The sequence below is a fragment of the [Ruminococcus] lactaris ATCC 29176 genome (genome assembly GCF_025152405.1).
Taxonomy (GTDB): Bacteria; Bacillota; Clostridia; order Lachnospirales; family Lachnospiraceae; genus Mediterraneibacter; species Mediterraneibacter lactaris.
This window is the reverse complement of the sequence record NZ_CP102292.1, coordinates 1638154-1661382: the sequence shown is the minus strand read 5'-3', so window position 1 is coordinate 1661382 and position 23229 is coordinate 1638154. Positions and strand designations below refer to the sequence as shown.

The window sequence follows — 23229 nt, the reverse complement described above, 5'->3', positions numbered from 1 at the left end:
AGCCCCCGACTTTGATGCCTACGGATTGCTCCGTGCTACGCACTCCCACAATCCTACCCAATATTCGCATATCGTGGGATTATCATCCCACTTTTATGCTCATATCGGGGCGGTTCCTAAGGTCTTTCACCCACCTATGAGCAAGCTCATGTGGGCTTAGACCTTTTGACCCTGGCATCTATATTATTGAACTATGGACATGAAAATAAGGAGAAAAGAGAATGGCAAAGAAAATGGATGCCCGCCAGTATATCAGGATCAGGGGAGCAAATGAAAATAATCTGAAGAATATCGATGTGGATATTCCAAGGAATGAACTGGTTGTTTTGACGGGTCTGAGTGGTTCGGGAAAATCGTCTCTTGCATTTGATACGATTTATGCAGAGGGGCAGAGAAGATATATGGAGTCACTGTCTTCTTATGCAAGACAGTTCTTAGGACAGATGGAGAAACCGGATGTAGAGAGCATTGAAGGTCTTTCACCTGCAATTTCCATTGATCAGAAATCGACGAACCATAACCCGCGTTCTACCGTTGGAACTGTGACGGAGATTTATGATTATTTCCGTTTATTGTATGCGAGGGTAGGAATCCCTCACTGCCCGAAATGTGGACGTGAGATTGCAAAGCAGACGGTGGATCAGATGGTGGATCAGATCATGGCACTTCCGGAGCGGACGAAGATCCAGCTTCTGGCTCCGGTCGTAAGGGGAAGAAAGGGAACGCACGCTAAATTATTTGACAGAGCGAAGAAGAGTGGTTATGTGCGTGTCCGTGTAGATGGAAATCTGTATGAACTGTCAGAGGAGATCACACTGGACAAGAATATCAAGCATAATATTGAGATCATTGTGGATCGGCTTGTAGTTAAACCGGGGATTGAGAAGAGGCTGACAGATTCTGTGGAAAATGTGCTGCATCTGGCAGAAGGATTGCTGATCGTAGATGTAATCGGCGAAGAGTCTATGAATTTCAGCCAGAGTTTTTCCTGTCCTGATTGTGGGATCAGTATAGAAGAGATAGAGCCGAGAAGTTTTTCATTTAATAATCCGTTTGGAGCGTGCCCTGAATGTTTTGGACTTGGATATAAGATGGAATTTTCGGAGGAACTTATGATACCGGATCCGTCGCTGAGTATCAATGAAGGTGCAATCACGGTTCCTGGCTGGCAGTCCTGTGCGGATAAGACCAGCTTTACCAATGCAATCCTGCAGGCTCTTTGCAGGGAATATGATTTTGATCTGGATACACCTTTTCAGGACTACCCGAAAAAAGTACATGATGTTCTGATCTATGGAACCAATGGAAAAGAAGTGAAAGTGTATTATAAAGGGCAGCGGGGAGAAGGCGTTTATGATGTCGCATTTGACGGACTGATCAAGAATGTGGAACGCAGGTATCGTGAGACCGGTTCGGAGACAATGAAAGCAGAATATGAGACTTTCATGAATATCACCCCATGTTCGGCATGTGGTGGTCAGCGGTTAAAGGCAAGTGCATTGGCAGTAACCATAGGTGAAAAAAATATTTCAGAGGTCACAGCCCTTTCTATAGAGAAGCTTCAGAAATTTCTTCAGGAACTGCATTTGACGGAGACGCAGCAGATGATCGGTGGTCAGATCCTGAAAGAGATCCGTGCAAGGATTCAGTTTTTGATGGATGTAGGACTGGATTATCTGACGCTGGCGAGGGCAACAGGAACTTTGTCGGGGGGTGAAGCACAACGTATCCGTCTGGCGACCCAGATCGGTTCAGGACTGGTTGGAGTTGCTTATATCCTTGATGAACCAAGCATTGGACTGCATCAGAGAGATAATGATAAGCTTCTTGCGACATTGAAGCATTTGCGGGATCTGGGAAATTCTCTGATCGTGGTAGAACATGACGAGGATACTATGCTGGCAGCAGACTATATTGTAGATATTGGACCGGGAGCCGGAGAACATGGCGGACAGGTTGTTGCCACAGGAAATGCACAGGAAATCATGAAAAATCCGGCTTCTATAACAGGAGCTTATCTCAGCGGTAAGATTAAGATTCCGGTTCCGACGGAAAGAAAAGAGCCAAAAGGATGGTTAAAGGTGATTGGTGCAGAGGAAAATAATCTGAAGAAGATCAATGTCAGTTTTCCGGTCGGTGTACTGACCTGTGTGACGGGAGTATCAGGTTCAGGAAAAAGTTCGCTGGTGAATGAGATCCTTTATAAAAAGCTGGCAAGAGAACTGAATCGTGCCAGAACGATTCCGGGTAAGCATAAAAAGATAGAAGGACTGGAGCAGTTTGACAAGGTGATCAATATAGATCAGTCACCGATCGGACGCACGCCACGTTCCAATCCGGCAACTTACACCGGTGTATTTGACCTGATCCGTGATCTTTTTGCGTCTACACCGGATGCGAAGGCAAGAGGATATAAAAAAGGAAGATTCAGTTTCAATGTAAAAGGCGGACGATGTGAAGCCTGTGCAGGGGATGGAATCCTGAAGATTGAAATGCATTTCCTGCCGGATGTCTATGTGCCTTGTGAGGTGTGCGGGGGTAAGCGGTACAACCGGGAAACGCTGGAGGTAAAATATAAAGGAAAGAGTATTTATGATGTCCTAAATATGACGGTGGAAGAAGCGGTAGAATTTTTTGCACATGTACCGTCGATCCGGAGAAAGATGGAAACGCTGAATGATGTGGGACTTTCGTATATCCGTCTGGGTCAGCCATCCACGGAGTTATCGGGAGGAGAGGCACAGAGGATCAAACTTGCATCCGAGCTGAGTAAACGCAGTACCGGAAGAACGGTTTATATTTTAGACGAGCCGACAACAGGGTTACATTTTGCGGATGTTCATAAACTGACAGAGATATTACGCAGACTGACAGAGGAAGGAAATACAGTGATCGTAATTGAACATAATCTGGATGTGATAAAGACTGCGGACTATATTATAGATATCGGACCGGAGGGCGGAGACCGTGGTGGAACCGTTGTAGCATACGGAACACCGGAAGAGGTGGCAAAAAATAGCAGATCCTACACTGGAAAATACCTTGATGCAATTCTAAAGAAAAATAAAGACGAAATTAAAAGAAAAAAAAGTCCAAAATATATGCAAAAAATGACTACCAATTTTTGAAAAAGTTTATTATACTAGGTGGTACGGAATAAGACCCTTCAGGGGAAAAGGACACTTGAATGATAAAAAGTAAAAAGCGTTTTAGAAGGGAGATTAAATTATGTCAGTAGATCTTGGTATAGATTTAGGAACGGCCAGTGTACTGGTTTATGTAAAAGGAAAAGGGGTTGTGCTGAAAGAACCATCGGTAGTTGCATTTGACCGGGATTCAAATGTGATCAAAGCCATCGGAGAAGATGCAAGGCTGATGCTTGGACGCACACCGGGGAATATTGTTGCAGTGAGACCACTTCGTCAGGGAGTTATCTCTGATTATACAGTGACAGAGAAGATGATCAAATATTTTGTGCAGAAAGCATTGGGAAAGCGTCTGTTCAAAAAGCCGAGGATCAGTATCTGTGTGCCGAGCGGGGTGACAGAGGTGGAGAAGAAAGCAGTAGAAGAAGCAACTTTTGCTGCGGGAGCAAGAGAAGTACATCTGATTGAAGAACCGGTAGCAGCAGCAATCGGTGCGGGGATTGATATTTCCAAGCCATGCGGTAATATGATCGTAGATATCGGAGGTGGAACGGCAGATATTGCCGTGATCTCTTTGGGAGGAACAGTCGTCAATACATCAATCAAAGTGGCAGGAGATGATTTTGATGAAGCCATTGTCCGTTATATGAGGAAGAAGCATAATCTTCTGATCGGAGAGAGAACAGCCGAGGATATTAAGATTAAGATCGGTACAACGTATCCGCTTGCCGAGGAAGAAAAAATGGAAGTACGCGGAAGAAATCTGGTAACCGGACTTCCGAAGACGGTAACGGTAACTTCATCTGAGACGGAAGAGGCATTAAGAGAGTGTACGGGTCAGATTGTAGAGGCAGTCGTATCAGTATTGGAGCAGACACCTCCGGAACTTTCTGCCGATATTCTTGATCGTGGAATCGTGCTGACCGGAGGCGGATCACTTCTTCGTGGACTGGAAGAACTGATCGAAGAGAAGACCGGGATCAATACGATGACAGCAGAAGATCCGATGAAGGTAGTGGCGATCGGAACAGGAGAATTTGTTGAATTTATGAGCGGCAGAAAAGACTATTAAGTAGAAAAGCTGCTTTGAGTGAGGGGTGTGGACAGATACTGCACTCCTTTTTTGTTATTGAATGGAAAAGGAGAAAAGGAACGGACGTGGAAAAAGTAACAGGATATGTAGAGCACATCGTGTTTCGGAATGAGGAAAATGGATATACGGTATTTCATTTGGAAAATGAAGACGGAGAAGTAACGTGTGTGGGGAATCTGAATTTCATCACAGAAGGAGAAATGTTGGAATTAGAAGGAGAATACGTGAATCACAGCGTATATGGCAATCAGTTAAAAGTTTCGGCATATCGCGTGAAAGAACCGGAAGATCTGGTTTCCATCGAACGTTATCTTGGATCTGGTGCGATTAAGGGAATCGGTCAGACCATGGCTTCAAGGATCGTAAAAAAGTTCAGGGAGGATACATTCCGTATTATAGAAGAAGAACCGGAACGGCTCGCAGAGATCAAGGGAATCAGTGAACGGAAGGCGATGGAGATCGCTTCGCAGATGGAAGAAAAAAAGGATATGAGAAAATCCATGATCTATCTGCAAAAATATGGAATTTCGACCAAGCTTGCAGCAAAGATCTATCAACGGTATGGAATGAAGGTGCATCAAATTCTGGAGGAAAATCCGTATCGGCTTGCAGATGATATCGAGGGAGTCGGATTCAGAACCGCAGATGAGATCGCGGCAAGAATCGGGATTCATACGGATTCAGATTACAGGATCCGGAGTGGATTGTTTTACATTTTGCAGCAGGCAGTTGCAGAGGGGCATATCTATCTGCCTGAAGAATTACTTTTACGCAGGGCAAAGGTTCTGCTTGGAATTGAAATAGAAGATATTGAAAAGTATATTATGGATCTGTGCATGGAGCGGAAGACCGTGATGAAAGAGAAAGACGGAAAAGTGATTGTCTATCCTGCACATTATTATTATATGGAACTGAATACGGCAAAAATGCTCAACGATCTTGATATTGATTGCCAGATGCCAGAAGATATGATGGAAAAAAGACTGAGAGCTGTGGAAGAAAAGGAAAAGATAGAACTTGATCCGCTGCAGCATAAAGCGGTGATCGAGTCGATCAAGCATGGACTTCTGATCCTGACCGGAGGTCCGGGAACAGGAAAGACTACGACGATCAATACAATGATCCAGTTTTTCGAGAGCGAGGGATTGAGCATTCTTCTGGCGGCTCCGACGGGACGTGCGGCAAAGCGTATGACTGAGGCAACCGGATATGAGGCACAGACGATCCACAGACTGCTGGAAGTGAATGGAAATCCAGAGGAGGAGAGTACAGGCGGATTTTTGAGAAATCGGGAGAATCCACTGGAGGCAGATGTGATCATTATAGATGAAATGTCTATGGTGGATCTGAATCTGATGCATGCATTATTGTCTGCAGTAGTACAGGGAACAAGACTGATCCTGGTAGGAGATGTGGATCAGCTCCCATCCGTCGGACCGGGAAGTGTTCTGAAAGATATTATTTCTTCAGAACGATTTCATGTTGTGACGCTGACAAAGATTTTCCGGCAGGCAGGAGAGAGTGATATTATCATGAATGCACATAAGATCAATGCAGGAGAACCGGTAGAATTAAATAAAAAGAGCAGAGATTTTTTCTTTGTCAAATGTGATGAGGCAGATACGATCATAGGGGGAATCATTGCATTAATCCAGAGAAAACTGCCGCAATATGTGCAGGCACATCCCAATGAGATCCAGGTGATGACACCGACAAGAAAAGGTCTTCTGGGAGTAGAACGAATGAATGTGATCCTTCAGAAATACCTGAACCCGGCAGACGAAAAAAAGACGGAACGGGAGATTAACGGAAGGCTGTTCCGTGAAGGAGACAAAGTGATGCAGATAAAGAATAATTATCAACTGGAATGGGAAATCTGTACCAGGTTTGGTCTGACGGTAGATAAAGGAATGGGTGTTTTCAACGGTGACATGGGTGTGATCTCAGAAATCAATGAGTACAAAGAAACGGTAGAAGTAGAGTATGATGAAGGAAGAAAAGTGAAATATGGATTTGACATGGTGGATGAGCTGGAACTGGCATATGCGATCACAGTACATAAATCCCAGGGAAGTGAATATCCGGCAGTGATTCTTCCTCTTTTGCCGGGGCCTAAATTATTATATAACAGAAATCTTCTGTATACTGCTGTTACGAGAGCCAAGAAATGTCTTACAATTATAGGGAGTGATACAACATTTCAAGAAATGATCAGGAACAAAAGCGAACAGGAAAGATATACCAGTCTTGCAGAACGTATCGGAGAGTTCTGAAAAAGAGCGGGAAAAAAGTAAAGGCAGTGATTCTGAATCTGCTCTATCCCGGACGATGTATTTTTTGCGGAAAAGTCGGAGAGAGTATCTGCTGCCGTTGTGAAAAGAAAATGATATGGATCAGAGAACCACGTTGCATGCGTTGCGGGAAAATGCTGAAAGATGAAGTGGCAGAATATTGTGAGGACTGTGCAAAAAGGAAATCTTATATCACACAGGGAAGGAGCCTCTGGCTGCATCAGAAACCGGTATCGGATGCATTATACCGATTTAAGTATCATAATAAACGATGTTATGGATCAGTCTTTTCGGAAAAACTGGCGGAAAAATATGAAAAGAAACTGAAAGAGTGGAAGATTGGGCTGATCCTGCCGATTCCGCTTCACTGGAAAAGGAAAAGAAAAAGAGGCTATAATCAGGCGGAAATCCTGGCACGTGAACTGGGAAAGAGAACCGGGATTGCGGTGTGTACGGATCGGTTGCTGAGGATCAGGAATACCCGCCCACTGAAGCTGTTTGACAGAAAAGAGCGGATGGAAGTACTGCAGGGAGCATTTGCAGTGAGGAGCAGCAGCGATTTTCCTGAAAATATCCTGCTGATTGACGATATTTATACATCAGGAAGTACGATGGAACATGCTGCAGGAATATTAAAAAGAGCAGGTGTTCAAAATGTCTACTTTTTAACGGTAAGCATTGGACAAGAAAGATAGGTATATGATATACTAAAATATAAGATGCCAGGGTCAAAAGCCCCTGACTATGATACCTACGGATTGTTACGCACTACGTGCTCCCACAATCCTACCCAACATTCGCATATCGTGGTGCTTACGCCCCACTTTTATGCTCATATTGGGGCGGGTCACAAGGTCATTCTACCACTAGTGTGCGAGCACACGTGGTGTCAGACCTTTTGACCCTGGCATCAAATATAATTAAGAAAAGAACGGAATTATTTAAGAGAGGGCATGGACGCGGATATGTTGGATGAGAACAGGATACGTCTGATGACGAAACTTGCGATTTGCGAAAAAAAGGGGATAGAAAAGGATATACAGATCAGTGGATATTATAAAAAGGATTATGCGAGCCTGAAAAAATGGATTACGCTGATCGGGATCACAATCGGATATGGACTGGCAGCAGCATTATTTGCAGTATGTGCATCAGATACGTTATTAGAGGATCTTACGTTTATAAAGCTGGTATTGCTGGGTGTGATCGTGGTAGGAGTCTATCTTGCGTTACTGATTTTGTATGGAATCGGGGCTGGATCTTTTTATAAAAAGAAGCATCAGAAAGCAAAAGAGAATGTAAGAAGTTATTATAGAGGTTTGGTAAAACTGGAAAAGGTGAGCAAAAGGAGAAAAGCAGAGCATGAGTAGTATACTTGTATTAAGAGAACGGTTGAAGCAGATTTATGCTTCCTATTCTATTTATATCCAGAAGGCGGCACAGTTTCTGCTGGGACTGTTTGTGTTCTGGCAGATCAATTCCAATGTTGGATTTATGAAGAACGCCGCATCCATTTTCTGCACATTAGGGCTTGCAGTTGTCTGCACTTTTTTCCCTGTGATTATTATGGTACTTGCGGCTACGGCATTGATCCTGGTACATTTTTATACATTGTCATTGCCGATTGCAATCGTATCAGCCGTTATTTTCCTTCTGATGTATATTTTTTATTTCAGATTTACACCGGAAAAAGCGTGGCTGATCCTGGTGAGTGCATTGGCATGTGCGTTGAAGATTCCATTTATCATACCGGTTCTGTTTGGACTTCTTGGAACTCCGGTGTGGGTTGTACCTGCATCCTGTGGAGTGATATCTTATTATATGCTTCATTTTGTTAAGGGATCAGCTACGGCATTAAAAGAGACAGATGGGCTGACAAATGGTCTGATGAATTTTGCAAAGCAGGTGATTGCTGGAAAAGAGATGTGGCTGATGGTACTGGCTGTAGCAATCGGAGTACTGGTTGTGAATCTGATCCGCAGCCGTGCGGTGGATCATGCGTGGAAGATTGCATCTTTTGCAGGGGGAGCGGTATGCATAATCATTGCGACAGCGGGAAATATGGTATTAGAACTTCATATTTCTTATGGAACGATCATTCTGAGTTCGATTATCGGAATCCTTCTTGGATTTGTATTGGAACTGGTTTTCTTTTCGGTGGATTATTCAAGAACCGAGAGAGTACAGTTTGAGGATGACGAATACTATTATTATGTAAAGGCTGTTCCAAAGGTTGTTGTTGCAACCCCGGAGAAGACAGTAAAGCATATTACTGAGCATACGCAGGAAAAAGAAGATAAAGATGTGGGAGAGCAGGAGGAACAGGAAACGGAGTGGGAAGAAGTGAAACGAAGAACCGATGATCTCCTGCTTACGCAGAGCCTGAGCCGGGAATTAGGACTGGATAACGATCCAAATAAGAGACAGCCGTAATGAACCGGTAACCGGGAGAAAAGTAAGGCGGTGTAACTTTTATGTTAGCTGGAATTAGAACGTTTATAAGTAATTATACAAATGGAATGTATTTTCCACATATACAGATTATTGATATCATTGAAATTCTGATCATTACAGTGATCGTGTATGAGATCATGCTGTGGATCAAGAATACAAAAGCATGGATGCTGTTACGCGGCATCCTTATGCTTGGTGCGTTTATTCTTGTAGCGTGGATCTTTCAGATGAATACGATCCTGTACCTGGCAAAGGCATCGATCAATGTTCTGGCAGTTGCGGCGGTTGTTGTATTTCAGCCGGAACTGAGAAGGGCTTTGGAGAAACTTGGCGAAAAGAATCTGTTCAGTAATATTAATCCCTTTGATAAGAACAGGGAAAATGAACGGTTCTCAGATGAGACGATGGAAGGAATCGTACGTGCGTGTTATGAGATGGGAAGTGTCTGTACGGGTGCTTTGATCGTCGTAGAGCAGGCAATCCAGTTGACGGAATATGAAATGACGGGAATTGAGCTTGACTGTAAAGTGTCTTCCCAGGTGCTGATCAATATATTTGAACATAATACGCCACTGCATGACGGAGCCGTGATCATCAGAGGAAACCGTATTACTTCGGCAACCTGTTATCTGCCGTTGTCTGATAATATGACAATCAGTAAGGATCTTGGAACGAGACATCGTGCAGCTCTGGGTATGAGTGAGGTATGTGATGCACTGGTGATCGTAGTATCGGAAGAGACGGGACTGGTTTCAGTTGCAAGCGGCGGCAGATTATCCAGGGGAATCAATGCAGAGGAACTCAGAAAAGAACTGAGCCAGATTCAATATAGAAATTCCGATCCTAAAAAGAAGAAATTCACTATAAGGAAAGGATGGCACAGATGATCAAGAAGTATAAACTGACAACAAACCTTTCATTAAAAATAGTTGCATTTGTATTTGCTGCATTTCTCTGGCTGATTGTGGCGAATGTGGATAATCCGGTTGTACCCAATACGTATGCAAATATTCCGGTAACGATTGTGAATGAGGATGTGATCACGCAGGGCGGAGAAGTTTATTCGGTATTGGATGAGCAGAATGTCAATGTAGTAGTTTATGCGAAACGTTCTGTTATTCAGCAGATTTCATCAGATGAGATTGTGGCAACAGCGGATATTAAAGAAATGGATGCCCATACAGGACTGATTCCGATCAAGATCACGATTCCATCACACAGTGGGGAATATCAGTCAGCAGAAGCGTCTCCGAGAAATATCCAGATCAAGACAGAAAAGACCGGAAAAGCCGTATTTACGCTATCAGTCAGTGCGACAGGAGTTCCGAGAGATGGATATATGACCGGTGAAATGAAGGTGAATCCGGAAAAGATTACGATTACCGGTGCAGAATCCAAGATCAGTCAGATTAAAAAGGCAGAAGCAAAGATCAATGTGGACGGACTTTCAAAAGATACGGAAGTAGAGGCAGAACTGGTGCTTTATGATGCGGCAGAGAACGTCATCAGTCAGAGCCAGTTGAGTAATAACCTTGGAAGTGAGGGAATTACCGTGGATGTGGAAGTTCTTCAGAAAAAGAGCGTTCCGGTACAGTTCAGTGTGTCAGGAGAGCCGGCAGAGGGATATCGTTATACGGGATGCACCAGTGAACCTGCCAGTGTCCAGATCTGTGGAAAAAGTACGGCTCTTGCGAATGTAACGGAGATCACAGTTCCGGGTTCGGAAATGAACATACAGGGAGCTACTGAGAAAGTGGAGAAGACGATTGATATCAGCAAGTATCTTCCGGAAGGAGTTTCACTGGTAGACGATGCAGCTAAGAATGTGACGGCAACGGCAACCATCGAGGAAGATGGAACCCGGACAGTTGATTTTATGGTAGCTTCGATCAAAATCCGGAATCTGTCAGATTCCCTTCAGGTTTCTTATGAGCCGGATGCAGAAGTGATCCTCACGTTCAGAGGAAGTCCGAAACTGCTGGAGGCATTGGATGTGAGCAATGCGGTTTCAGTTAATCTGCAGAATTTTACAAAGCCGGGAACGTATGATGTTCCGGTTGATGTAGATCTGCCGACAGGAGTGAGCCTGAGCGAGAAAGCAGTAGTGAAACTGACGCTGACAGAGAAGGAAGAACAGGACAGTTCAGAAAGTCAGGATTTATTTAAGGAACAATAAGGGAAAGTTAAAAAAGTCATAAGAAAAGTCAGATAGAATAGGAGAATCAGGATGGTAAGCGGCAAAGTTGTAATTAAAAATCCGACGGGTCTGCATTTAAGACCGGCGGGACTTTTCTGCAAGACAGCAATGCAGTACAAGAGTAAGATAACGGTTCACAAAGAACTCCGCCATGAGGAGATCACCGCAAATGCAAAAAGCGTATTAAGCGTGCTTGGTGCATGCGTTAAAAGCGGAGATGAGATCGAGATCATCTGCGAAGGTGAAGATGAGGCAGAGGCACTGAAAGCAATGCTTCAACTGGTTATGGATGGTTTGGGAGAGTGAGAAAAGAAAGAGAGGATACAAGGAGATGAGTCAGGCAACTCTGGTAATCATGGCTGCGGGAATGGGAAGCAGGTTTGGCGGAGGTATCAAGCAGCTTGCACCGGTAGGCCCTAATGGTGAGATCATTATGGATTATTCGATTTACGATGCGATGGAAGCCGGATTTGATAAAGTGGTATTTGTCATCCGTAAAGATCTTGAGGAAGAATTTAAAAAAGTGATCGGCAACCGGATCGAGAAGCAGGTGGAAGTGACATATGCATATCAGGAATTAAAAGATATTCCTGAACAATATCAGGACAAGTTTGCTGAGAGAAAGAAACCATGGGGAACAGGACAGGCAATTCTTTGCTGCAAAGAGGTGGTTGATTCTCCGTTTCTGGTGATCAATGCAGATGATTATTATGGAAAAGAGGCATACAGAGAAGCTTTTGAATATTTGACAAAGAAAAGCCCGACTGATATAATGCAGATTTGTATGGTTAGTTTTGTTTTGAAGAATACATTGAGTGACAACGGGACAGTGACAAGAGGAATATGCAGGGTCAGTGAAAACGGAATGCTTACAGATATCAGAGAGACGCATGATATCGCCAGAACCGAACAGGGAGCAGGTGTGCTGACGGATGGAAGAATTGTGAAAGAACTTGATGCAGATGCAACTGTTTCCATGAATATGTGGGGGATGACTTCGGAGTTCTTTGAAGTTCTGAAGAGCAGGTTTGACAGTTTCCTCAATAAGACTGAAGCGGAGGATCTGAAAGCAGAGTATCTGTTGCCAACCCTGATCGGTGAGCTGCTGAGTGAACATCAACTGGAAGTCAGGGTATTAAAGTCTCATGACCAGTGGTTTGGTGTGACTTATCAGGAAGATAAAGCAACGGTAACAGAAGCAATTCAGAGATTGATTTCCAGGGGAATTTATCCATCCCGGTTGTTTAAATAGGAATAGGTGAAGGAATTCTAAGATGGAGAGACAACGAAAGACAGCGAAAAATACATCGCATAACAGAAGAGGCAGAGTGAAAGAGTCAAAAAGATCAAAGAGAAACCGGTTTGGAACGGTATGTATTGTGATTCAGACGATTGCAAGTATTGCTTTGATGATTGTACTGAATCTTTTGGGAATGATTCCGTTAAAATATCTCATTCTTGTAGCGGTATTACTTTTTTTCTTCTGGTGTATTACTTTAAATTCCCAGGTTGCGAGAAGAAAGAAAGGTACGTTTGGGAAAGTTTTTAGTTTATTATTAACGTTCTGCTTATTTATAGGATCTTATTATGTGGCAGAAGCCAATGATATGATCAGCAGGATCACCGGCGGAAATTATAAAGTTGATAAGATGATCGTTGCTGTAAGGGCAGATGATCCGGCAGAGACACTGGAAGATGCGGCTGATTATACGTTTGGTGTTCAGTTTAGCAAGGGATCTGACAATATGCAGGCAGCAGTATCTGATATTCAGAAGCAGATTGGTTCGGAGATACAGACAACAGAGTGTGATTCAGTACAGACTCAGGCACAGCAGCTTCTGGATGAGGAAGTGGATGCTATTATTTATAATGGAGCATACACCAGCCTGATGGAAGAAAATGTGACGGATTTCAGTAAGAAGATAAAGATCCTGTATACATTTGATATCCGTGTACAGCTTGATTTTGGAAATTCGGGTGCTACAGATGACAGTATTACCAAGGAACCATTTACCATTTATATCAGTGGAATTGATACCTATGGTGAAGTGAGTGAGACGAGCCGGAGTGATGTGAATCTGATCGCAGTTGTAAATCCAAAGACCTATCAGATTCTGCTTGTAACGACTCCGAGAGATTATTATGTTCCGATTCCTGGAGTTTCCGGTGGACAGAAAGATAAATTGACACATGCCGGAATTTACGGTATAGATGCCTCTATGCGTACCTTGGGTGAGTTATATGAGACAGATATTAACTATTATGCAAGACTGAACTTCACGTCCCTGATTGATATTGTAGATACGTTGGGTGGAGTTGATGTATATTCAGAACTTGCATTCCAGACGGGAACAGAGTCCGGTTGTATTGTGGATGTTCAGGAGGGGTGGAATCATCTGAATGGCGAACAGGCACTGGCATTCTCAAGAGAACGTCATGCACTTGCAGATGGAGATAATCAGAGAGGAAAGAACCAGCAGGCAGTTCTGACCGCGATGCTCAGAAAGTGTCTTTCCCCGACCATGCTTCTGAAAGCCGGTACGATCATGAATCAGGTAAGCAGTGAAGTGGAGACTAATTTATCCCAAGCACAGATTAATTCACTGATCAAGTATCAACTGAATAAGAATGCGACATGGACGATCCAGTCAGTTGCCGCTACGGGAACAAATGATAAAGGATATTGTTATTCCAGTGGAGATATACCGTTATTTATCATGGATCCGGATGAAGATGTTGTTCAGGAGATTATAGATCTGGCAAATGTTGTTGAAGAGGGTGGCACATTGAAAGACGGAGAATCCTTGAATTAGCAGGATTGAATAAAAAATCAGAGAGAGCTGTGAAAAAATGAAACTTTTCTCATTTTTTCATGGCGCTCTTCTTGTTATATCTGTGAACTTTCCAAAAACAAACTTTCCAAAAAAATAGTGCAAATGTTCAAAAATATGTTATAATGGCGGATAGTGTGTGAAAATTAAGTAAAAATTAAGAAAAACTAAAGAAAAGAGAACGGGAATGCAAAATAATAGTTCAAAAAGAAGGGAAAAAAGGCGGAAAAGAAAAATGGGAGAAAAGCAGCCGTCAAAATGGAAAGAGATTCTATTGAAGATTTTATACTGGGTGGGTGAAATACTGACTGTTTTTATAGCCGGACTTAGTGTACTCCTGGCATTAAGTGTAAGATGGATGTTTGCAACATGGACGAATTTGTCGATGGATGAACTGGTGTATCATCTGACAGCACCTTTAGACGGTACAAATACGGATATGATATGGGATTATGTCCGTGTCTGTGCTGTCCCGACAATTCTGGTGATTTTCTTCCTTATTTTGATCCTGATAGCATGGAGAAAAAAAGAAAAAGTACATCTGTTCAGAGGAATCATCAACCTGGTCGCACTGGTCGGGATTATTGTGATGTTGGGATATACCTGGACAGAACTGGGAGTCGGAGATTATCTGAAAGATCAGAATACAGAATCAAAGTTTATTGAGGATGAGTATGTAGATCCTACGGATGTTGAAGTGGTTTTCCCGGAACAGAAAAGAAATCTGATCTATATTTTCCTGGAATCAATGGAAACGACATATTCTGATGTTGATGATGGAGGAGCATTTGATGAGAATGTGATTCCTGAGCTTACAGAAATCGCACAGACCAATGAGGACTTCTCAGGAGCAGATCCAAAACTGAACGGAGGATATTCTCTGGCAGGAACTACATGGACAATGGGAGCGATGTTCGCACAGACATCAGGACTGCCGCTGAATATTTCTATTTCTGCAAATGATATGGACACGCAGGATAGCTTTTTCCCGGGAGTCACGACACTGGGAGATATTCTTTCAGATGCAGGATATACACAGACGCTGCTGATCGGGTCTGAAGCACAGTTTGGTGGCAGAAAGCTGTATTTCCAGGAACATGGAAATTATGAGATGGAAGATTACAGCTATGCAATAGAAAATGGTCTGATCCCGTCAGATTATAAAGTGTGGTGGGGATATGAAGACCAGAAATTATTTGAGTTCGCAAAAGAAAAGCTTTTGCAGCTTTCCCAGGGCGATGAGCCATTCAATCTGACTATGCTGACAGTCGATACTCATTTTGAAGATGGATATGTATGTGAGCAGTGTCCGACAGAATATGATACGCAGTATTCTAATGTTATGGCATGTTCCAGCCGTCAGGTAGGAGAATTTCTGAAATGGATTCAGCAGCAGGATTTTTATGAAAATACAACCATTGTGATCAGCGGAGATCATCCGACGATGGACAGTGATTATTGTGCGGAGATCGATCAGGAAGGAAATTATGACAGAAGGGTTTTTACGGCTTATATCAATGCAGCAGCCTATGCACAGGATCAGCAGGAAAGAACCTATTCAACCTTCGACAATTTCCCGACAACGCTGGCAGCACTGGGCGTACAGATTGATGGAGACCGGCTGGGACTTGGAACGAATCTTTTCTCGGGAACGAAGACGTTACTGGAAGAATTTGGCAATAGTAAAGTGAATGCCGAGTTGAAGAAAAAGTCTGAGTTTATTGAAAAATTATCCGCTATGGATAAGACGAATGATGCACTTCTGATCCGTGAAGGAAAAATGAATGGAGCGGATGCGGATATTGATATGACGCATGTTGCAGAGGGATATATTCCGGTAGCGGTCACAAATGTGTCTGATTCCATCGTTAATAACCTGCAGGGACTGGTTCTGACCGTATGGACGGAAGACGGACAGGCAGATGTGACATGGTATGAACTGAATCCGGATGAAGAAGGAAATTATGCAGGCGTTATAGATCTGAGCCGGTTTAATTATAAGCCAGGAACTTATTATGTAAATGTGCGGGCAGTAGAACAGTCCAAGCGAGAATATGATATTAATTGTATGGAGATCAATGTTCCCTGATCTTTCATAAAATTTTTCTAAAAGAGAGCGTGTTATGCTCTCTTTTATGTTATAGTAAGAAAAAAGACGGATGAACGGGCAGCAGTCAGAGGCGGTACTTTTTTTGAAAAAGTCAGAAAATGGATGGGGGATTACCGAAATCAGAGTGTGATGGAATAAGAAGCACCGGTTAGACAAATAAAGCAAGTTAGTATATAATAAAAAAGTTACAGTAAAAATTGCTTTTGAAAAGTATCAGTAAAGAAGAAAAGCGTGAAAGGCAGGAAGAAAAGTTATGGAAGCAAAGCAGATGCAACTACAGAATTTCTTCATTTTTTTGATGGACTGTATCTGTATCGTCCTTAGTTACATACTGGCAAGTTACCTGAGATTTGGAAATCTCTGGGGTGGATATACGAAAGGAATCGTACTGTTGCGTATGGGCATTCTGCTGATGTCCATTACTCTGGTTTATTTCATTTTTAATCCAAACCGTAACTTTTTCAGCAGAACGAAGAAGCAGGAGCTGATCGCTGTATTCAGAAATATACTGATCATGGGTGCTGCGATCAGTATGGCAGCCTTTTTGATGCAGGATGCACAGAAGTATTCCAGATTGGTATACGGATATTTTTGTGGGATCGATTTTGTTGTGATGTATGTAAGTCATTTATTGTATAAAAAATATATGAATGATATTTACAGTAAGGGGATTGGTGGAAGAAAGGTTCTGATCCTCACATCAGCAGACCGGGCGGAAGGAATCTGTCAGAATATTCAGGTAAATAATTCGTGGAATATCAAGATCGTCGGGATCGTGTTGGCAGATGAGCAGGAAAAGAAGGAAATTGCAGGTATTCCGGTCGTATGTGAATACAGCAATATGATGGAATATATCCGCCGGAATATGGTGGATGAAGTATTTGTACACCTGTCCTCTCAGACGAATCTTCCGATCAATAAGATTATCAAAGAACTGGAAGTAATGGGAGTTACCGTGGATCTGAACATCAATGTGTTTGAAATGGAAATCCCGGTTCAAAGAGAGATCGAGCGGATCGGAAATTATTATACCGTTTCGTTCAGTCCGAAGATCCATTCGTTTAAGCAGATCTTTTTTAAGCGGGTGATGGATATTGTCGGAGCGATCGTGGGACTCCTGATCACGGGGATCGTAACGGTGTTTCTTGCACCGGCACTGCTGATTGAATCACCCGGACCATTATTCTTCTCACAGGTGCGTGTTGGAAAGAATGGAAGAAGATTTAAAATATACAAATTCCGTTCCATGTATATGGATGCGGAAGAGCGGAAGAAAGAGCTGATGTCTCAGAATGAGATGGAGGGTCTGATGTTTAAAATGGAGAATGATCCGCGGGTGACAAAAGTTGGAAAATTCATCCGGAAGACAAGCATTGATGAACTCCCGCAGTTCTGGAATATCCTGAAAGGAGAGATGAGCCTGGTGGGAACAAGACCGCCTACGGAAGATGAATTTCTGCAATATGAAGGATATCACCGGAGAAGACTGAACATGACACCGGGACTGACCGGATTATGGCAGGTGAGCGGCAGAAGTGATACAAAGAATTTTGAAGAGATTGTCGCAATGGATGTAGAATATATCGATAACTGGTCACTGAAGGAAGATATCAAAATCTTATTCAAGACGGTCGGGGTCGTGCTGAAAGGAAAGGGTGCAAGTTAGTGATGGAATGTAAAAAAATCGGACTCGTAGGCTCAAGTGGAGGACATCTGACCCACTTATATATGCTGAAACCATTCTGGCAGAAAAAAGACCGTTTCTGGGTTACGTTTGATAAAGAAGATGCAAGAAGTCTTCTGGAGGGAGAAAGAGTGTACCCTTGCTATTATCCGACCAACCGGAATCTTAAAAATCTTCTGAAAAATACAGTGGTTGCATGGAAGGTACTCAGAAAGGAGAAGCCGGATCTGCTGATCTCTTCAGGAGCGGCGGTTGCAGTTCCTTTCTTTTATCTGGCAAAGCTGATGGGAAAGAAGCTGATCTATGTGGAAGTTTATGACCGGATTGATAAGCCGACTCTGACGGGAAGACTGGTTTATCCGATTGTAGACTGTTTTATTGTGCAGTGGGAAGAGCAGAAGCAGGTATATAAAAAGGCAGTAAATCTTGGAAGTATCTTTTAAGGTCGGAAGGAAGCAGAATATGATATTTGTTACAGTAGGAACTCATGAACAGCAGTTTGACCGGCTGGTCAGGTGTGTGGACAGACTGAAAGCGGAGGGAAAGATCACGGAAGAGGTCATGATACAGACCGGTTTTTCCTCCTATGAACCAAAGGCATGCAGGTGGAGTAAGTTATGTTCTTATCAGGAAATGAATGAATATATGGATCAGGCAAGGATCGTGATCACGCATGGCGGACCAAGCAGTATCATGATGGCTCTTCAGCGGGGAAAGATTCCGATTGTTGTTCCGAGACAGAAGCAGTATGAAGAGCATGTCAATGACCATCAGGTGGAATTTTCCAGATTTATCGAGGAAAAGCAGAAAAATATTATTGTTGTAGAAGAAATTGATACATTGGAAAAAGTGATTACTTCTTATGAAAAGACGGCTGCTGCCCTCGGTCAGAAGCAGAGCAGTAATAATCAGCGGTTTAACGAGAAATTTGAAGCAATCGTAGATAAACTATTTGAGGGAAAAAGAAGATGAAAAAAGCAGGAATCCTTTCCATGCAGAGAATCTATAATTATGGTTCGTTCCTGCAGGCATATGCATTGAAAAAGATGATGGAAGAGTGTGGTGCAGAAGTAGAATTTGTTGACTATCATCCTGGAGAATGTATCCTTCCGTCAAAAGAAACCACCGGAATGAAAAGGAAAATACAAAAAGGTCTGGAAATTCTTCGGATGAAAGGCAGATTGAGAGATAAGATCCAGTTTGTGAAATATAAAAAGAATTATGCCAGAAAGAATTATCCTGTATTGGGACTGAAAGAGACATATAATTATGCTCCGAAGCTGGATCTGCTGGTGATCGGAAGTGATGAGGTTTTTAACTGCATCCAGGATAATTCCAATGTCGGATTTGCACCGGAACTTTTCGGAGCAGGGCATCAGGCTAACCGGTTGATCAGCTATGCAGCTTCTTTTGGAAATACAACACTGGAAAGTCTGAAAAAGTATCAGGTGGCGGATCAGGTAGCACAATGGCTGCGGGCATTTGATGCACTATCGGTGAGAGATGAAAATTCCAGAAAGATCGTACAGGAACTGATCGGAAAAGATCCGGTCTGTCATTTAGATCCTGTGCTGGCTTATGATTATCCGGCAAAGCTGCCGGAGACAAAAGCAAAGATTCCTCATGATCCTTATATGATCCTTTATGGGTATTCAGGCAGGTTTAATAAAGAAGAGGCAGGAGAGATCCGTAAATATGCAAAAAGAAAAGGGTTGAAGATCTTGTGCATCGGAGGAATCCAGCGTTGTGGGGATAAATTTATTGATTGTTCTCCTTTTGAGATCTTTGAATATTTTAAGCATGCGGAATCGGTTGTGACGGATACATTTCACGGGACGATTTTTTCCGTAGTCACGCAGAAAAAATTTGCAACTTTTGTGAGAAAGAACGGGTATGGAAATTCTGAAAAGCTGACGGATCTTTTAAAAAGACTGGGGCTGGAGCGGCAGATCGTGACGGATACAAAGAAGCTTGGAAAAATCCTGAATCTGACGGTCGCATATGAGCCGGTTATGGAAAAGATAAAAAGGGAAAGGCAGCGGACATATTCATATTTAAAGGAAATGACAGGACATGGTGCAGAAGAGTAATCGCGAAAATATCATGATAACAGGCGGGGAATGTGTGGGATGCAGAAGCTGTGAGCAGGTCTGCCCGACCGGGTGCATTGTATTTAAGCCGGATGAGGAAGGATTTTTGTATCCGAAAGTGGAAGAAGAACAGTGCATCCGTTGTGGAAAATGTCTCAGGCATTGCCCGGTTCTTTTCAGAAGAGAAGAAGAGAGGCAGCCTGAAATGTATGGCGTGCGGAATAAAAATGCAGAGCATTGCAGCCGTTCGGCGTCTGCGGGGGTGGCAGATATGGCTGCACGTGAAATGATCGCGGCAGAAGGCAGTGTCTTTGGCTGTGCTTATACAGATGAATGGAAAGCAGAACATAGAGAGATTAAAGCGGAGAAAGATCTGTGGAAGATCCAGTCTTCCAAATATGTACAGTCTGATATCGGACGATGCTATGAGACTGCAAAAGCAAGGCTGAAAGAGGGGAAAAAGGTGCTGTTTACAGGAACTCCCTGTCAGATCGCAGGTCTTTATGCCTTTCTTGGTGCAGAAAAGGAGAATGCAAATCTGATTACCATCGATCTGATCTGCCATGGAGTACCGTCTCCGTTGCTGTGGAAAAAATATCTTGATTATCGGGAGCAGAAAATGGGAGGCAGGGTGACCGAGTGTAACTTCCGTTATAAAGGGAAAAAAGGCTGGGGAACGAATCTACGGATCCGGACAGAAAGGAAAGATTCTGTCCGGCCGCTGAGTTTAGACCGGTATGGAATCCATTTCCTGAATGGGGACTGCTACAGGGAAAGCTGCTATCAGTGCCGGTATGCCGATACGAACCGCGTAGGAGATCTTACCTGCGGGGATTTCTGGGGAGTGGAGAAAGTGAGGACGCAGTTTATGGATACCAAAGGAGTCTCAGTGGTTTTGGTCAACAGTGAAAAAGGAAAAGCCTTTTTTGAAAAAATAAAAGAGCAGGCGATCATACTGGAAGTGAAGCCGGAAGAGATCCTTCCATTTCAGGGAAATCTGGTTCATCCGACCAGAAGACCAAAGCTGCGGGATACCTTTTATCAGGGAATCAATGAAAATGGGTATATAGAAAAATTAAAGACAGGGCTGCAGTTATCAGAAAGGATTAAGGCTCTGCTGCCCCAAAAAGTGACGATATTTTTGAAAGGGAAATTAAAATAATGAAGATCCTGATCATTCATACAATGGCAATCGATTATAACGGTGTAACAGATTGTATTGTTCAGTATTTAAAGCATATGAATCGTGAAGGAATGGAAGCTACGATCCTTTCCACGGTAACAGTACATCCTGATTTTGAAAAATTATTTCAGGAGCTTGGATGCAGGCTGGAACGGATAGAAATAAGAAAAGAGCATCCGCTCAGATATATGTTCAGACTGGCGAAACTGGTCAGAAGGGAAAAGTTTGATCTTGTGCATGCCCATGGGAACAGTGCAACAATGTTTTTTGATATGGCAGGTGCAAAGCTGGGGGGCTGCAGGATCAGGATCGCACATGGACATAGTACCAGTTGTGGAAATCAGAAACTGGACAGACTTCTGAGACCCTTCTTTTATCATTCGTATACGCAGGCGGCTGCCTGTGGGAAAAAGGTGGGAGAATGGTTGTATGCTGGAAGAAAATTCCGGATTCTTCCAAATGGAAGAGAACTGGAGGCATATAGGTTCAGGAAAGATATAAGAAGAAAGATAAGAGAGACTTATCAGTTGGGAGAGACATTTACGATTGGTCATGTGGGAAGATTCAATGGACCGAAGAATCAGAAATTTGCCCTGGAAGTTTTTGCAGAGCTGCTGAAGGAAGAACCGGAAAGTCATCTTGTATTTATGGGAGACGGTGCTTTACTGGAAGAAGTGAAAGCACGGGCAGTCAGACTGGGAGTAGCGGAGAATGTGACGTTTACAGGAAGTGTGAAGAATATTCCTGAAATGCTCTCAGCTATGGATGCAATGATCTTTCCAAGCATGTATGAGGGAATGCCGCTGGTTGTGCTGGAATGGCAGGCAGCAGGACTGCCGTGTATTGTGTCCGATACGATCACGGATGAGTGTGATGTAACAGAACTGGTGTGCAGAGTATCTTTGAAAGCTGACAGAAAAGTGTGGGTTGAAAAGTTAAAAGAGATCCGTCAGAAAAGTGATGAGCGTAATTGCACTTTGTGGCAGCAGAAGCTTAAGTCAGCAGGATTTGATATCTGGGAAGATGCAGAAAAGCTGAGAGAATGGTATCAGGAGCTGAATAAAAAGTTGAGAGAATAATCGGGAACTGAAAAAAGCTGAGAGAAAGGGATCTGAATCTATGATAAGTGTGATCATGCCGGTTTATAATGTGGAAGATTATGTCGCAGAGGCAATCGAAAGCGTGAGGCAGCAAAGTTACGGAGAATGGGAACTGCTGCTGATTGATGACGGATCAACGGACGAAAGTTCAAAGATCTGTAAAGCATATGCTGAGAAAGAAGAAAAAATCCGCTATATCAGAAAAGAAAATGGAGGAGTATCCTCAGCGAGAAACCGGGGGCTGCAGGAAACGGCAGGAGAATGGATCTATTTCATGGATGCGGATGACTGGCTGGATCCGGAGTGTTTTAAGACCATTATGGAGTACCGGGAACTGGAAAGTGTGGATATTGTCAGTTGGAATTATTATCTGAAAGAGGAAGGATGCAGTACGAAAGCATCAGCAATCAGACCGGAGCGATTTGTTGAAACTGTGGATGAAGCGTTGATCCGTGAAATTTTATTTTATGGGTATGCAGAGAAGCGGGAAAGAAAGCACGGTTCAATGAGGACGTTGTGGACGCGGATGTTCCGTACTTTTGTGATAAAGGGATTGAGATTCTGTGAAGATGTTAAAATTGGTGAAGATGCTCTTTTCTGTGCAATGGCATATCAGAGAGCAGAAAAAGCCGCATTTCTGAATGAATATCTGTATAATTACCGGAAAGTGAGTTCTTCGGCAGACCGAAGATTCCGCCCGGATATAGAAGAGACATTTGAAAATCTGCTGAAGCACACTTATGAGTTCCTTGAGCAGGATACGTCCCTTTCCGGGAAAGACACCTGTTATACCGGACTTGTGTATGACTGTATGGCACGTGCTTTGGAAAAAAAGTTTGTCCATCGGGAAAATCCGGCAGGGTACCGAGAACGGATTTTACAGATCAGAAGATTTGCAGATAATCCCTGGGTAAGAGCAGGAATTACGCAGAAATTTGACAGAAGTATATTCAAAAAAAAACAGCAGGCAGTTCTTTTCTGTATGAAATTCAGATTGTATCAGGGATTGTATCTGCTGCAGAAAATGAAAGAACAAAAGAAAAATTAAAA

The 23229-nt window shown here is 43.1% G+C and carries 20 protein-coding genes; all 20 read left to right on the top strand.

What is annotated here, in order from left to right; genetic code table 11:
• Positions 1–221: 221 nt before the first annotated feature.
• The 20 genes from uvrA to NQ541_RS07690 all read left to right on the top strand — a co-directional run bounded on the left by uvrA (position 222) and on the right by NQ541_RS07690 (position 23227).
• The gene (gene uvrA, locus NQ541_RS07785; RefSeq protein WP_005610847.1) at positions 222–3128 is read left to right on the top strand and encodes an excinuclease ABC subunit UvrA; all 2907 of its coding nucleotides are present in this window, start codon (positions 222–224) and stop codon (positions 3126–3128) included.
• Positions 3129–3228: 100 nt separating this feature from the next.
• Complete coding sequence (mreB, locus tag NQ541_RS07780; protein ID WP_005610848.1) at positions 3229–4218, top strand: rod shape-determining protein; 990 nt, start codon at positions 3229–3231, stop codon at positions 4216–4218.
• A gap of 86 nt (positions 4219–4304) precedes the next feature.
• Positions 4305–6512 carry an SF1B family DNA helicase RecD2 gene (gene recD2 / locus NQ541_RS07775; protein WP_023922864.1) on the top strand — a complete coding sequence of 736 codons (2208 nt, stop codon included), beginning with the start codon at positions 4305–4307 and terminating at the stop codon, positions 6510–6512.
• A 26-nt stretch (positions 6513–6538) separates the two neighbouring features.
• Complete coding sequence (locus tag NQ541_RS07770; RefSeq protein WP_226978707.1) at positions 6539–7225, top strand: ComF family protein; 687 nt, start codon at positions 6539–6541, stop codon at positions 7223–7225.
• A 24-nt stretch (positions 7226–7249) separates the two neighbouring features.
• Entirely contained in the window at positions 7250–7432 is a 183-nt protein-coding gene (locus NQ541_RS13170) for a hypothetical protein (RefSeq protein WP_081442950.1), read from the top strand.
• Between the two features lie 51 nt (positions 7433–7483).
• On the top strand, positions 7484–7900 hold the full coding sequence (locus NQ541_RS07760) for a hypothetical protein (RefSeq protein WP_005610851.1): 417 nt from the start codon (positions 7484–7486) through the stop codon (positions 7898–7900).
• A complete protein-coding gene (locus NQ541_RS07755; protein ID WP_005610852.1) occupies positions 7893–8963 on the top strand; it encodes a hypothetical protein in 1071 nt (356 codons plus the stop codon). Before NQ541_RS07760 ends, NQ541_RS07755 begins: the two co-directional genes overlap by 8 nt.
• A 41-nt stretch (positions 8964–9004) precedes the next feature.
• Positions 9005–9871 (top strand): diadenylate cyclase CdaA, encoded by an 867-nt coding sequence (gene cdaA, locus NQ541_RS07750; RefSeq protein ID WP_005610853.1) that lies wholly within the window; start codon positions 9005–9007, stop codon positions 9869–9871.
• Positions 9868–11160: a CdaR family protein gene (locus NQ541_RS07745; protein WP_233417827.1), complete on the top strand. Its 1293-nt coding sequence runs from the start codon at positions 9868–9870 to the stop codon at positions 11158–11160. Before cdaA ends, NQ541_RS07745 begins: the two co-directional genes overlap by 4 nt.
• 51 nt (positions 11161–11211) lie before the next feature.
• Positions 11212–11487 carry an HPr family phosphocarrier protein gene (locus NQ541_RS07740; protein ID WP_005610856.1) on the top strand — a complete coding sequence of 92 codons (276 nt, stop codon included), beginning with the start codon at positions 11212–11214 and terminating at the stop codon, positions 11485–11487.
• Between the two features lie 25 nt (positions 11488–11512).
• Positions 11513–12433 carry a nucleotidyltransferase family protein gene (locus tag NQ541_RS07735; protein ID WP_023922867.1) on the top strand — a complete coding sequence of 307 codons (921 nt, stop codon included), beginning with the start codon at positions 11513–11515 and terminating at the stop codon, positions 12431–12433.
• 22 nt (positions 12434–12455) lie between these two features.
• Positions 12456–13994 (top strand): LCP family protein, encoded by a 1539-nt coding sequence (locus NQ541_RS07730; RefSeq protein ID WP_005610858.1) that lies wholly within the window; start codon positions 12456–12458, stop codon positions 13992–13994.
• A gap of 253 nt (positions 13995–14247) precedes the next feature.
• Positions 14248–16101 carry a sulfatase-like hydrolase/transferase gene (locus NQ541_RS07725; protein WP_044940638.1) on the top strand — a complete coding sequence of 618 codons (1854 nt, stop codon included), beginning with the start codon at positions 14248–14250 and terminating at the stop codon, positions 16099–16101.
• A gap of 274 nt (positions 16102–16375) precedes the next feature.
• Positions 16376–17788: a sugar transferase gene (locus NQ541_RS07720; protein WP_005610860.1), complete on the top strand. Its 1413-nt coding sequence runs from the start codon at positions 16376–16378 to the stop codon at positions 17786–17788.
• Positions 17789–17790: 2 nt separating this feature from the next.
• The gene (gene pssD / locus NQ541_RS07715) at positions 17791–18249 is read left to right on the top strand and encodes a PssD/Cps14F family polysaccharide biosynthesis glycosyltransferase (RefSeq protein WP_005610861.1); all 459 of its coding nucleotides are present in this window, start codon (positions 17791–17793) and stop codon (positions 18247–18249) included.
• 19 nt (positions 18250–18268) lie between these two features.
• Positions 18269–18778, top strand: coding sequence for a glycosyltransferase (locus tag NQ541_RS07710; RefSeq protein WP_023922874.1), 510 nt, complete (start codon positions 18269–18271; stop codon positions 18776–18778).
• Complete coding sequence (locus tag NQ541_RS07705; RefSeq protein WP_005610863.1) at positions 18775–19896, top strand: polysaccharide pyruvyl transferase family protein; 1122 nt, start codon at positions 18775–18777, stop codon at positions 19894–19896. The genes NQ541_RS07710 and NQ541_RS07705 overlap by 4 nt, the downstream gene beginning before the upstream one ends.
• Positions 19880–21058, top strand: coding sequence for a Coenzyme F420 hydrogenase/dehydrogenase, beta subunit C-terminal domain (locus NQ541_RS07700; protein ID WP_005610864.1), 1179 nt, complete (start codon positions 19880–19882; stop codon positions 21056–21058). Before NQ541_RS07705 ends, NQ541_RS07700 begins: the two co-directional genes overlap by 17 nt.
• Positions 21058–22158, top strand: coding sequence for a glycosyltransferase family 1 protein (locus NQ541_RS07695; protein WP_005610866.1), 1101 nt, complete (start codon positions 21058–21060; stop codon positions 22156–22158). Before NQ541_RS07700 ends, NQ541_RS07695 begins: the two co-directional genes overlap by 1 nt.
• Positions 22159–22198: 40 nt before the next feature.
• Positions 22199–23227, top strand: a complete 1029-nt coding sequence (locus tag NQ541_RS07690; RefSeq protein ID WP_005610867.1) for a glycosyltransferase family 2 protein — start codon at positions 22199–22201, stop codon at positions 23225–23227.
• The last annotated feature ends 2 nt before the right edge of the window (positions 23228–23229 follow it).